10 protein-coding genes are annotated in these 12,995 nt (G+C 67.0%); 3 read left to right on the top strand and 7 right to left on the bottom strand.

Annotation, left to right across the window (positions count from 1 at the left end; all coding sequences use genetic code 11):
* The first annotated feature begins 1 nt into the window (after nt 1).
* Complete coding sequence (locus tag QFZ69_RS03745) at nt 2–1,192, top strand: acyl-CoA dehydrogenase family protein (protein WP_306915680.1); 1,191 nt, start codon at nt 2–4, stop codon at nt 1,190–1,192.
* Between the two features lie 37 nt (nt 1,193–1,229).
* Complete coding sequence (locus QFZ69_RS03740) at nt 1,230–2,537, top strand: IS110 family transposase (RefSeq protein ID WP_306915679.1); 1,308 nt, start codon at nt 1,230–1,232, stop codon at nt 2,535–2,537.
* A gap of 499 nt (nt 2,538–3,036) precedes the next feature.
* On the opposite strand, the gene QFZ69_RS03735 is transcribed toward QFZ69_RS03740, so the two are convergent.
* On the bottom strand, nt 3,037–4,404 hold the full coding sequence (locus QFZ69_RS03735) for an MFS transporter (protein ID WP_306915678.1): 1,368 nt from the start codon (nt 4,402–4,404) through the stop codon (nt 3,037–3,039).
* The gene (locus tag QFZ69_RS03730; protein ID WP_306915677.1) at nt 4,401–4,931 is read right to left on the bottom strand and encodes a helix-turn-helix domain-containing protein; all 531 of its coding nucleotides are present in this window, start codon (nt 4,929–4,931) and stop codon (nt 4,401–4,403) included. Before QFZ69_RS03730 ends, QFZ69_RS03735 begins: the two co-directional genes overlap by 4 nt.
* A 259-nt stretch (nt 4,932–5,190) precedes the next feature.
* Here QFZ69_RS03730 and mptB point away from each other — a divergent pair, with 259 nt between their 5' ends.
* Complete coding sequence (mptB, locus tag QFZ69_RS03725) at nt 5,191–6,813, top strand: polyprenol phosphomannose-dependent alpha 1,6 mannosyltransferase MptB (protein WP_306915676.1); 1,623 nt, start codon at nt 5,191–5,193, stop codon at nt 6,811–6,813.
* 13 nt (nt 6,814–6,826) lie between these two features.
* Here mptB and QFZ69_RS03720 read toward each other — a convergent pair whose 3' ends face one another.
* The 5 genes from QFZ69_RS03720 to QFZ69_RS03700 all read right to left on the bottom strand — a co-directional run bounded on the left by QFZ69_RS03720 (nt 6,827) and on the right by QFZ69_RS03700 (nt 12,838).
* The gene (locus tag QFZ69_RS03720; RefSeq protein WP_306915675.1) at nt 6,827–8,053 is read right to left on the bottom strand and encodes a glycosyltransferase 87 family protein; all 1,227 of its coding nucleotides are present in this window, start codon (nt 8,051–8,053) and stop codon (nt 6,827–6,829) included.
* A 61-nt stretch (nt 8,054–8,114) separates the two neighbouring features.
* The gene (locus tag QFZ69_RS03715; RefSeq protein ID WP_306915674.1) at nt 8,115–9,422 is read right to left on the bottom strand and encodes a glycosyltransferase 87 family protein; all 1,308 of its coding nucleotides are present in this window, start codon (nt 9,420–9,422) and stop codon (nt 8,115–8,117) included.
* Nucleotides 9,423–9,651: 229 nt separating this feature from the next.
* Entirely contained in the window at nt 9,652–10,854 is a 1,203-nt protein-coding gene (locus QFZ69_RS03710; RefSeq protein WP_306915673.1) for a cystathionine gamma-synthase, read from the bottom strand.
* An 86-nt stretch (nt 10,855–10,940) separates the two neighbouring features.
* Nucleotides 10,941–12,326 (bottom strand): cystathionine beta-synthase, encoded by a 1,386-nt coding sequence (locus QFZ69_RS03705; protein WP_306999917.1) that lies wholly within the window; start codon nt 12,324–12,326, stop codon nt 10,941–10,943.
* 68 nt (nt 12,327–12,394) lie between these two features.
* Nucleotides 12,395–12,838, bottom strand: a complete 444-nt coding sequence (locus QFZ69_RS03700) for a VOC family protein (protein WP_306915671.1) — start codon at nt 12,836–12,838, stop codon at nt 12,395–12,397.
* Between the last annotated feature and the right edge of the window lie 157 nt (nt 12,839–12,995).

Here is a 12,995-nt window from a genome sequence, read left to right as displayed (position 1 = left end):
CATGAGCCGCACTGCTGAAGCCGCCGACCTTTCGGACGTTCTGGCGATCGATTCCCTGCTGAGCGCGGAGGAGCTGGCCGTACGGGAAAAGGTCCGCGATTTCACGAACCAGAGGATCCGCCCCGGCATCGCCGAATGGTACGAGGACGGCGTCTTTCCGCTGGAGCTGGCCCCGGAACTGGGCGAACTCGGCGTCCTCGGCATGCATCTGGAGGGATACGGCTGCCCGGGGCGCACCGCCGTCGAATACGGCCTGGCCGCCATGGAATTGGAAGCGGGCGACTCCGGCATCCGGACCTTCGTCTCCGTGCAGGGTTCCCTGGCCATGACCGCGATCCACAAGTGGGGCTCGGAGGAGCAAAAACAGCACTGGCTCCCCCGGATGGCCGCCGGCGAACTGATCGGCAGTTTCGCCCTGACCGAACCCGCCGCCGGCTCGGACCCCGCCTCGATGACGACCTCCGCCCGCCGGGACGGCCCGGGCGAGGGCGCCGGCTGGATCCTGGACGGCGCCAAGCGCTGGATCGGGCTTGCCTCGGTGGCGGACGTGCTGGTGGTCTGGGCCAGAACCGCCGACGGCGTCCGCGGCTTCCTGGTCCCCGCACGAACCCCCGGGGTCACCGCGACGCCGATCGGGCAGAAGCTTTCGATGCGCGCCTCGATTCAGTGCGATGTCACGTTCGACGGCGTCCGGCTGGGCTCCGAGGCGCTGCTGCCGGCCGCCCTCGGGCTGCGGGGTCCGTTCACCTGCCTGAATGAGGCGCGGTACGGGATCGCATGGGGCGCGATGGGCGCGGCCCGGGATTCCTACGAGGCCGCGCTGAAGTATTCGCAGGAGCGGCTGCAGTTCGGCAAGCCCCTCGCCGGCTATCAGCTGACGCAGGAGAAGCTGGTGAACATGCTGCTGGAAATCCAGAAGGGCACGCTGCTGGCGCTGCAGCTGGGCCGGCTCAAGGACGCCGGGAAGCTGCGGCCCGAGCAGATCTCGCTGGGCAAACTCAACAATGTGCGCGAGGCGATCGCCGTTGCCCGCGAGGCCCGCACCATCCTGGGCGGGAACGGGATCACCCTGGACTATTCGCCGCTGCGGCACGCCGCAAACCTCGAATCGGTGCGCACGTACGAGGGCACCGACGAGGTCCACACCCTGATCCTGGGCCAGCACATCACCGGCCTCGCGGCCTTCAGCTGATATGAGTTGAGTTGTTCCTTCACAAACACCTCCGGAGATGCCAGAAGGGAAGTATCAGATTCCTTTGAGGATCTGGCGCTGGGCCGTGGGATCCTCCTGTCACTTTCCGGAGGTGGAGATGATGTCTCTTGATGTTGCTGTGGTGCGGGCGCCAACGGTTGTTGTTGTTGCTGTCGATGTGGGAAAGTCGACGGTCGCGTTGTCGGTCACGGGCGCAGATCGCCGGCGTTTGCTGGGTCAAGTGGATTTTAAGATGACAGCGCCGGGGCTTGAGGCAGTTCTGGCACGTGTCCGCCGCGTGCTGCCCGTTGCCGGGGCCCTGGTCAAGGTGGGGATAGAGGCTGCAGGCCACTACCATCGTCCTTTGCTGGCACCGTCTGCATGGCCTGCCGGGTGGGAGGTACTGGAGCTGAATCCGGCACACGTCGCCGAGCAACGGCGTGTCCAGGGCAGGCGCAGAATCAAGACCGATGCGATCGATCTTGAGGCGATCACCGAGCTGGTACTCGCCGGCCGCGGGGTTCCGGTGCGGTCCCGGGAGCTGGTCATCGGTGAACTGGCTGCCTGGTCCGCGCATCGGAGGCGACGGGTCCAGACCCGGACTGCCACGAAGAACCAACTGCTGGGCCAGCTGGACCGCTGTTTCCCAGGGCTTGGCCTGGTTCTGCCCGATGTGTTGGGCACCAAGGTCGGCAGGTTCGTCGCGGAACACTTTGCCGATCCGCACAGGCTGGCGGCCCTGGGCGCCGGCCGGTTCATCCGTTTCGCGGCCGTCCGGGGACTGCAGGTGCGACGGCCGGTGGCGGAAGGGCTGGTCACGGCCGCACGGGATGCGTTGCCAATGCCTGACGCTGCCGTCGCCAGGGAGGTTTTGGCCGCGGATCTGGTGTTGTTGTCGGACCTGGACGCCCAGGTAACGGCGGCCGAGGCGGCGATGGCCGCGTTGCTGCCCCGTAGTCCTTTTGCCACGCTGATCACGGTCCCCGGTTGGGGAACGGTCCGGGCCGGGAATTACGGTGCCGCCGTGGGCGACCCGCACCGCTGGCCCGGACCGTCTCAGGTCTATCGGGCCTCAGGGCTGTCTCCGATGCAGTACGAGTCCGCCGGCAGGCGCCGGGACGGTTCCATCAGCCGCGAAGGCAGCGTGACCCTGCGCCGGGCGCTGATCGACCTGGGCATTGGCCTATGGCTCTGCGACGGGCCCAGCCGCGCCCACGCGGCCGCGTTGAAGGAGCGTGGGAAGAACGGTGGCGTCGTCGCCTGTGCGATGGCGCACCGTGCCAACCGGATCGCCTACGCCTTGGTGCGTGACCAGACAGCCTACGACCCCGCGCACTGGGCCTGAGCAAACCCCCAGGCTTTCCCGGATAGCTGCCGGCCGCACCGCGGCGTACGGAGCGGTCAACGTGGAGCGCCCGCAGCGCAGCGAGGACGAACGACGTTGACAGCGACAAGCCGCGGCGCACGATCATGGCGGCCCGGAAAGCCAGCGCCCGGTCCGGATCGATCAAGGAGGTGCCCGGAAGCCCTTCACAACCCGGCTCAGCGGTGAGACGCTGGAACCGACGAAGGGCCGGATCAGACGCCGTTTCCGCTATGGCGGACGCTTCACGCGTTACGCCGAGGCTAGCTTGGCGCCCGGCCCTTCGCCCATGGCAGCAGCCCGAACGACGCCAGATGACCCTGTACACACAGAGGCCGCATAAGTCAGCGTGGGCGCTGCCCCATCCCTCGACGTCGGGCCCCAGCCGCAAACCGCAAGCCACAGCACAAAAGCCGCCGCCGCGTCACCGAGGAGGCACTGCCGCATGCCCGACGATGCTATTGACAAGACCTATAGCCAGCTAGCCCGGGATCGGCACGGCTTCGCGCTTGCCGGCATCCATGCGGATAGTCGCGCTGATGACGGCGGCGATAGTGCACATCGCGGCGGCCCCGAACCAGGCATAGGTGTACTGGCCTGTGGAGTCCCGGATGGCGCCCGCCGCCAGGGCCGCAGCGGCAGCGCCGAGCTGGTGGGCGGCGAAGACCCAGCCGAATACCACGCTGCCATCGGCACCGAACACCTGGCGGCAGATCGCGGCGGTCGGCGGGACGGTGGCCACCCAGTCCAGGCCGTAGATCACGACGAACACGATCATGCTGGGCTGCACGGTGGCGCTGAGCAGCAGGGGAAGCACCAGGAGCCCTATGCCGCGGAACTGGTAGTACACCGCGAGCAGGATCCGCGGGTTGTATCGGTCCGTGAGCCAGCCGGAGGCGATGGTCCCGACGATGTCGAAGATCCCGACGACGGCGAGCAGGCCCGCGGCGGTGGTTTGGGCCATCCCGTGGTCGTGGGCGGAGGGGATGAAGTGTGTGCCGATCAGACCGTTGGTGGTGGCCCCGCATATAGCAAAGCCGGCCACGAGGGCCCAAAAGGTCCGCACCTTGCTGGCCCGTTTGAGGACCTGCAGCGCCCGGATCGCGGCGTTCCGGCGCGGCTCCGTGGATTCCACGGATTCCGCCGGATCCGACGGCGTTTCCGGCTTTCCGGTAGACGGTTCTCCGGCGACTGGTTCCCCGACTGCATCGGGATCGGCACCGTACGGCAGCACGCCGGCATCGGCCGGGGAGTTCTTGAGGAATTTCAGCACGAGCGGGACGACGGCCAGCGCCCCCGCGGCGATCAGCAGCGAGGCCTGGCGCCAGCCCGGGTCCTGGGCGAGCATGGCGATGAAGGGCAGGAAGACCAGCTGCCCGGCCGCGCTGCCCGCGGTGAGGATGCCGATCACCAAACCGCGGCTCCGGGCGAACCAGGTGTTGGCGATGGTGGCGGCGAAGACGAGGGCCATCGAGCCTGTGCCGAGCCCGATCAGGAGCCCCCAGGTGAGCAGGATCTGCCAGGATTGGTTCACCAGCACCGTCAGCGCACTGCCGGCCCCGATCAGCACGAGCGCCACGGAGGTGACGGCGCGGATGCCGAAACGTTCCATCAGGGCCGCGGCGAACGGGGCCGTGAGGCCGAAGAGCACGAGGTTGATGCTGACGGCTGCCGAGAGCACCGTGGTGGACCAGCCGAATTCATTCTGCAGCGGCACCATCAGCACACCGGGAGCGGCGCGGAAGCCGGCGGCGCCGACCAGCGCGAGGAAAGCGACAGCCGCCACGATCCAGGCCGGGTGCAGCCGCCGCTCGCGGGCGGGAAGGAGGGTGGTTTTAGGCGCGCTCATGCAGCGGTTCCGTGCTGGGAGGGGGCCTTCGAGGACGTGCGCGGGGAGGTGGCGAGGGGTACCGGCTCGGTGGTACGCGTGAGGCTGTGCCAGCTGGTGTTGTCCGCCGTGATCCGTGCCCCGCAGGCCGTGCAGGTGTCGGCGGAGGAGGTGGCGGCCCCGCAGCCCGAATGGATCACGAGCATATGGGCCTGCTCGGACGGCGCGGGGAGATGTTTTTCGGCCCAGAGAACGACGGCGTTGAGCACCGGAAGGGCGTCCTCGCCCTTGTCGGTGAGGACGTACTCCTGGCGGGTGCGGCCACCGTCGTCGTAGGGCCGGCGGGTGAGCAGCCCGGCGTCGACGAGCGCCGCGAGGCGTTTGGTCAGCACGGAATCCGCCGCCTCCAACCGCGCCTTGATGGCGTCGAAGCGGCCGTTGCCGAAGAAGATTTCACGGAGGACCAGCATGCCCCACGGGTCGCCGAGGATATCCAGGCCGCGGGCCATGCTGCAGTTTCGTGCGGACCAGTCGGATCGAAGTGCCATGCCGAAACCCTAGCTGCCTATCTTCAAGAAAGCTAGGCCGTTCAGCCAGGCGTCTCTGCCAGGTGTCCGGCAAGTTCCTGGTTCTGAACGTGACCGAGGCCGTCAGTCGGGGATTCGCCCATATTTCCCGTTGTTATGGATGCGGTTCAGGTCGCAGGGCTGGGGCATGCCGCTGCCCAACTGCTAAAATGGCGTGGTTGTAGAGCGGCCTATAGGTGGTCCGGCCAGCGCCGTAACGTAAGTAGGGGACCAGACAAACATGACGGCAGGCGGTTCACACCTCAGCTCTTCGGAGAGTTCCACGGCCCCGTCGAAAAAGACGGCAGCCGGGTCGGAACTCCCGCAGTCCGGTGCGCCTGCTGCAACCGCCGCCCCATCCAAGCGCCGGGCCTACCCGGCCATCTGGCAGGGGTTTCTCGGCGCCCTGATGATGTTTGTCGGTTCCATCGGAACGGGCTGGATCGCCAACGGCTCACCCATGATCCGCCAGCCGGTGGTCATCGCCCTGCGAACGGAGGGCTGGGGCGTCACCCTGTCCACCGTCCTCTTGACGGTAGGGGCGATGCTGCTGATGCGCTCCTGGCTTCGGCTCGGCCAGCGGCTAGGGGGCTGGGGCGAATCGTCCTTACGGTCGGTGGTGATCGCCATTTCCGCGTGGTCGCTGCCCCTCCTGCTGGCCGTTCCGATCTTCTCCCGGGATGTATACGCCTACACCGGCCAGGGCCGCCTGGTCATGGAGGGCCAGAACCCCTATGAAGTCGGCATCTCCACGCTCAATAACTGGTTTTCCCTGGGCGCGGACCCTGCCTGGGCTGAGAACAGGACGCCCTATGGGCCCTACTTCCTGTGGCTCGCCCGCGGCGTTGTGGGGCTGACGGGCGCACAACCCGACGTGTCCGTCCTGCTTTTTCGCCTTCTCGCCGGCGTTGGTGTTCTGCTCTGCGTCATCTACGTGCCCAAGCTGGCCGAATTGCACGGCATCAACGGCGCGCGGGCACTCTGGATCGCAGTGGCCAACCCGCTGTTCCTGATCAGCTTCGTGGCCAGCGCCCACAACGATGCCCTGATGGTGGGTCTCGCGGTTGCCGGCGTCTACTATGCCGCGACGAAGCGCTACCTGACCGGAATCCTGCTGGTCACGGCGTCTATCGGGATCAAGCCGATCACAGTTCTGCTGCTCCCGTTCATCGGCATCATGTGGGCCGGGCCGGCTGCCTCGTGGACCCGTAAGTTCCTCATTTGGGGCGCGACGGCGGGGATCAGCTTCGCCGTGCTGGCCGTCAGCGGCCTGCCGTACAACCTGGGCGTGGGCTGGGTCTGGGCCATCATGGATCCGACGCCGGGTTACACCGGCTATTCGCCGTCGGGCTTCCTCGGGCAGCAGGTGGAGTTCCTCGGCAATGTGCTGGGACTGCCCGGCGGCACCTTCGCGGACCTGCTGAGGACCGGCATGAAATGGACGGCCGTCGGGCTGGTCCTGCTGCTGATGTTCCGGGGCGACTACTCGCGGGCGGTGCGCCGGATGGCCCTCGCCTTCGCCGCCGTCGTGATGCTCTCGCCCATCATCCAGCCGTGGTACATCCTGTGGTTTGTGCCGTTCCTGGCAGTCACTGGCATACGGAACGACTGGCAGATCCGGTGCCTCTACGTCGGTGTGACGTTCTTTGTGGTGTTCGGTGCGCAGGACCAGCTCTCGGTCTGGTCCTTTGTGGAGCTGGCCGTGGACGTGTCGTCGCTGGCGTTTGTGACGGCGCTCCTTTTCACGTTCTACCTACTGGTCCTCGACGTCCACACGCGGAAGCTGCTGATTGAGGGCAAGCCCACGGACTGGGCCCAGCGGGCCTGGCGCTGGGCCCTGGACCAGCGCCGCGGCTCCCGCTGAGGCACCCGCTGGCTCAGGCTGTCCGAGCCTGGGGAACCGCCGGCGATTTGCGGCCGAGCTCCGCGGTCCGCTTCACCGACCACCACAGCAGCACCACCAGGAGCACGTTGCGTGTGGTGAGGATGGCAGCCATGACCGGGTGTGCGTGGATAAGCGGGGTGTAGAACAGCGGGTAGATCACAAACGTGGTCATGGCGATCCCCATCAGCAACGCCGCAGGAACCTTCCACCGCTCCCAGTCGTGCGTCAGTCCCGCGATGATCACCGGGGCCAGCCAGATGATGAACTGCGGCGAACCCACCTTGTTGAACACGATGAATGCCGTGGTCATCATCAAGGCGCCTTCGAGGAAGAGTTCCTCCCGCTCGGCGCCGCGCTTCAGCGCCCGGACCAGCAGGATGGCGGCCACCACTGCGGCGAGGATCAGCAGCGGCTGCATCAGGAACGCTGCCACGCTGGCGCCCGGCCCGTAGACCTCGGTGGAGTTGATGGCCGTGTTGTCCGCCATCCTGGAGCCGGCGATGTTGAACACGCTGAGCCACACCCACGGGGTGGAGAACGTGGCTTCAAGCTGCATGCCACGCTCGCCCTGGTTGGTCAGGAAGTCCATGATGTGCGGCAAGCCACCGGAAAGGTACGTGCCCAGGCCCACGACGGCGGTGACCGCGACGCCGGAGGCCAGCACCTGGATCCGCTTCCGGCTGGCAATGACGATCGGCACCAGGACTGCTGCCGGCCAGACCTTGATCCACGTGGCGATGCTCAGCAGGACGCCCGCGACGACGGGGCGTTCGGCCGCATACAGCAGGGCAATCAGCACGAGGGGGGCCGTGATGCCCTCCACCCGGGCGAAGCTGAGATAACCCATAAATACTGTGAAAAACAGCCACCACCAGGCCGGGGCGATGCCCTTCACCTTCCGCGGCCCGCCGGTCAGGAAAGCGAGTCCGACGGCGTTGAGGGCTGTGATGATCAGGTACCAGCAGAGCAGGTAGAGGCTGGGTCCGGCGATGTTCGCGAGGAAGATCGGGATCTGCGCCAGCACCGGGTACACCCAGGGGCTGATTTTCCCGTTCAGGCTGTCCGGGTTGTACCCGTCCATGGCCCACTGACGGTACTGCTCGGTGTCGCTGAACGTACCCCCGTTAAGGAAGAACGAGGCCATCCAGCCCAGGAAATACAGGTGGATGACTGCGAAGCCCCACCAGACGCTGGACGGACGGGCGAACCAGTCCACCACGCGGACGGGCAGGACGGTGCTGCGGACGCTGACCAGCCGGTCGAAGAACTCCCTGGAAATCTCAGGACTCCTTGAGCGCGGGGACGGACGCCGAAGTCTTTTTGCCCAGCGAGTACAGGCGCCGGACCGACCACAGGAACAGGATCACCAGGAGGACGTTGCGGATGGTCAGTACGCCGGCCATGAGGGGGTTGTTGTGGCTGAGGGCATCGTAGTACAGCGGGTAGATGAAGAAAGTGGCCACCGCGATCGCGATGAGCATGGCCGCGGGAACCCGCCATTCACGCCAGCTGTGCGCCAGGCCCACCGCCACGGCAGGGGCCAGCCACACCATGAACTGGGGCGAGCCAACCTTGTTGAAGACCACAAAGGCAGTGGCCAAGGTGAGGGCTCCGGCCAGCAGCAGTTCGGTGCGGTCAACGCCGCCGTCGACCTTGCCGTTGCCGTTGCCGTTGAGCTTTCCGTTGTGCAGCGCCCAGAACGTCAGTCCGGCCACGAACAGCGCGGCCAGGATCAGGAGGGGCTGCATCAACACGGACATCACGGCCGTTCCGGGGCCGTCCACCTGCATGGAGTTGATGTCGGTGTTCATGTACATCCGGGAGTCGCCGATGTTCAGGACCGACAGCCAGAGCCAGGGGGTGGTGAACGTTGCCTCGAGCTGCATGCCCCGATCGCCCTGCTGCATCAGGAAGTCCAGCAGCCTGGGCACAGTGCCCAAGACGGCGGCGAGTGCGACCACCACCGCTGACGTGGCCACGCCTGCCAGGACAACCAGCAGGCGGTTCCTGACGACGGCGAACAGGGCCAGCATAACGGCCGCCGGCCAGACCTTCACCCAGGTGGCGGCGCTGAGCAGGACCGAGGCGATGAACGGCCGGCCCACCCCGTAGGCCAGGGCCACCAGGACGATCGGTGCGGTGAGGCCGTCCACGCGCGCGAATCCCAGCCAGCCCATCAGCAGGGTGAAGATCAACCACCACCAGCCCGCCGGGATCGCGTCCTGGTTACGGCCACGCTCTGTCAGTTTCGCCAGGCCCCAGCAGTTGAGGATTGTGGTCATCAGCACCCAGAGGAAAAAGAACGGTCCGGGACCGGCCAGCCCTGCCAGCGCCATGGGGATCAGCGCGAGGATGGGGTACACCCAGGGACTTGGGCCGCCGCTGAGGTTCGCTTCGTCGAAACCAGCCCCTGCCCAGTCGCGGTAAATGAACGTGTCGCTGAACGCCTCGCCGCGCAGGGAGAGTATCGCCGCGAAGACCAGGAAACCCAGGTGCCCCAGGATGACACCGGCGAGCAGCCCGCCCGGCGTGTTGAGCCTGGACTGCCAGGCCTCCGGCAGGATCAGGTTGCGGATCCGTGTGAGCATGGCGAAGAATGCGTCCGTGGAAATGGCGGAATCCTTGTCAGTTAGGGTAAAACAATTGCCGGGTCATGCCGTTTGGATGGCGCCGGGAGCATCGGGGGGCTACCTGCAACGGCCTCCGCTACGGGTCAAGGGTAATTGAATCTCAGTGGTGCCCAATAATCCTGCGGCCCGGCGAAGCGCACCCGTAGCGCCCAACCTCACAGCCACGACCCACTAATCCAGAACTCTCCTAGCTGCCTGACTCGGCGCCCGCGAGCCCGTCGAGGGCCTGCTCCAGGTCGGCGATGAGGTCCTCGACATCCTCGATGCCGCAGGAAAGCCGGATCAGGTTGACCGGGACGGCCAGCTCGGTGCCCTTGACCGAGGCGTGCGTCATTTCGGAGGGGTAGTTCATCAGTGACTCGATGCCGCCGAGGGACTCGGCGAGGGTGAACACGGAGGTCGATTCGGCCACCCTGCGGGCCGCCGCCTCGCCGCCCTTGAACTGCACCGAGATCATGCCGCCGAACTTCTTCATCTGCTTCCGGGCCAGCTCGTGGCCGGGGTGCGAGGGCAGGCCCGGGTACAGCACGGCTTCCACCTCTGGGCGCTGCAGCAGCCATTCGGCCACGGCCTGTGCGTTGTCGCTGTGCCGGTCCATCCGGACGCCCAGCGTCTTGAGCCCCCGCGTGGTGAGGAAGGCGTCCATCGGTCCGGACACGGCGCCGACGGCGAACTGCACGAAGCCGATCTTCTCGGCGAGTTCAGGATCGTTGACGATGATCGCCCCGCCGACGACGTCGGAGTGCCCGCCGATGTACTTGGTGGTCGAGTGCACGACGATGTCCGCGCCGAGGGCCAGCGGGGTCTGCAGGTACGGCGAGGCGAAGGTGTTGTCCACCACGAGGAGGGCGCCGGCGTCGTGCGCCAGCGTGGCGAGCGCCTCGATGTCGGTGATTTTCATCATCGGGTTCGACGGCGTCTCCACCCACACGAGGCGGGTCTTGCCTCCACCGGCCGCGCCGCCGCCCGCTGCGACGGCCTCCGCCACGGCGTCAAGATCGGACATGTCCACCGGTGTGTTCCCGATGCCCCACTCCCCCAGGACCCGGCTGATCAGGCGGTAGGTGCCGCCGTACGCGTCGTTGCCGAGCACGATGTGGTCGCCCGGGCGGGTCAGGGCACGGATCATGGAGTCCTCGGCCGCGAGACCGGAGCCGAAGGAGAACGCGGCGGTCCCGCCTTCCAGAGCGGCTAGCTGCTCCTGCAGCGAGTCACGGGTGGGGTTGGTGCCCCGGCCGTATTCGTAGCCGGCGCGCAGCACGCCGATGGCCTCCTGGGCGTAGGTGGAGGAGAAATGGACCGGCGGCACGACAGCCCCGGTGCGCGGCTCAAAAGCCTGGCCGGCGTGCACCGCGCGGGTGTTGAAACCGGGGTTCTTCGGCAAAGACATGTGCGATCCTTTCGGCCGGCCTCCGGGTCGCCCCGGCAGGGCGGTTCCGGTCTCCGGGTCAGTTGGCTGAGGTCGGTTTGCTGAGGTCAGTTGCTGAGGTAGGCAAGGAGATCGTGGCGGGTCAGGATCCCCACCGGGGCGCCGACGAACGTCACCATCAGGGTGTCAGTGTCGGAGAGGAGCTCGCGGGCGGTCGAGATCGATTCGAGCGAACCGATCACGGGCAGCCGGGCTTCCATGTGTTCGGAGATCTTGTCCGTCAGCTTCGCCTCGCCGCGGAAGAGCTTGGCGGTGATGGTGCGTTCATCGACGGCGCCGAGGACCTCGCCCATCACCACCGGCGGCTCCTGGGAGAGGACCGGGATGTGCGAGACGCCGTACTCGTTCATGATGTTGATGACGTCGCGGACGCTCTCGTTGGGGTGGATGTGCACGAGGTCCGGCAGTTCGCCGGTCTTGGCCTTGAGGATCTCGCCCACGGAGGCGTCGTCGCCGCTGGCCAGGAAGCCGTAGGAGCGCATCCACTGGTCGTTGAAGATCTTGGCCAGGTAGCCGCGGCCGGAGTCCGGCAGGATCACCACGACGACGGCGTCCGCCGGCAGGTCCCGGGCGACCTGCAGCGCGGCGACCACGGCCATGCCGGAGGATCCGCCGACCAGCAGGCCTTCCTCCCGCGCGAGCCGGCGTGTCATCGCGAAGGAGTCCGCGTCGCTGACGGCGATGACATCGTCCGGCACGGACTTGTCATAGTTGGCGGGCCACATGTCCTCGCCGACGCCTTCGACGAAATACGGCCGGCCGGTGCCGCCGGAGTAGACCGAACCCGCCGGGTCCGCGCCGATGATCTTGACCACACCGCCGTCGGCCTCGGCACGCGCGGCGGAAACTTCCTTAAGGTACCGGCCGGTGCCGGTGATGGTGCCGCCGGTGCCGGCCCCGATGACGCAGTGCGTGACCGTACCATCGGTGTCCCGCCAGATTTCGGGGCCGGTGGATTCATAGTGGCTGGCCGGCGCGGCCGGGTTGGAGAACTGGTCGGGCTTGTACGCCCCCGGGATCTCGGTGACCAGCCGGTCCGAGACGCCGTAGTAGCTTTGCGGGCTGTCCGGGGGGACGGCGGTCGGCGTCACCACGACTTCGGCGCCGTAGGCCTGCAGCACGGCCCGCTTGTCCTCGCCGACCTTGTCCGGCACCACGAAGATGCAGCGGTAGCCCTTCTGCTGGGCCACGAGGGCCAGCCCGACGCCGGTGTTGCCGGACGTGGGTTCCACGATGGTGCCGCCGGGCAGGAGCTTGCCGGTGCGTTCGGCCTCCTCGATCATCTTGGCCGCGATGCGGTCCTTGACGGAACCGCCCGGGTTCAGATATTCCAACTTCGCCAGGACCGTGGCCCCGATGCCGTCGGTGACGTGGTTCAGCTTGACAAGCGGCGTGTTGCCGATGAGGTCCAGAACGGACTGGGCGTACTTCATAGGTACAAAGTTACCGTCTCCGCGGCCGGGGCTGGTCGCGGAACCCGGACACACGGCTCCGGCTTCGCTCACGCGCCGATGTCGTTTCCTCCCGCCGCGGTCCCCGTGCCGGCAGCCTCGGAGGTCCCGCCTTCGGGTACCGCGTTCTGCCAGAGCCCCACGACGTTGCCCTCGGTGTCCCGGAAGTAGGCGGCCCAGCCCATGGTGCCGACTTCCTCGCGCGGCCTGACCGTGCTGCCGCCGAGGGAATTGATCTTCTGCAATGCCGCGTCGATGTCCTCCACATCCACCGTGACCACCGGGGACGTGAGGTCTCCCTCGCGGCGGAACATGCCGCCGTTGATGGATCCCGGCACGGAGGGCATCCCCGTCTCATCCGACGGCGTCGTCATGAGCATGGCGTAACTCATCTCCGGTATGGGGCTTATTTTCCAGCCGAACGCCGAACTGTAGAAGTCCCGTGCGCGGCTCTCGTCGTCTGCGGGGATTTCGAAATGTACTACTCCAGCCATCACACTCTCCTAAGAACAACGATCCGGGCCAAGAGGCGGGCGTGGGCGCTCCACGCCACAGCCGGATCTTAGCCCCGGCAGGCCTGGAGGTTAAGGGTCCTACGGCCCATGCTTTATGCGGGCAGATGCGGCCGCTGTCAGCGGGACATGGGAACAT

The sequence above is a fragment of the Arthrobacter sp. V1I7 genome (assembly GCF_030817015.1).
Classification (GTDB): domain Bacteria; phylum Actinomycetota; class Actinomycetes; order Actinomycetales; family Micrococcaceae; genus Arthrobacter.
Note: the sequence above shows the minus strand (reverse complement) of the source record. Positions and strands in the feature narration are given on the sequence as shown.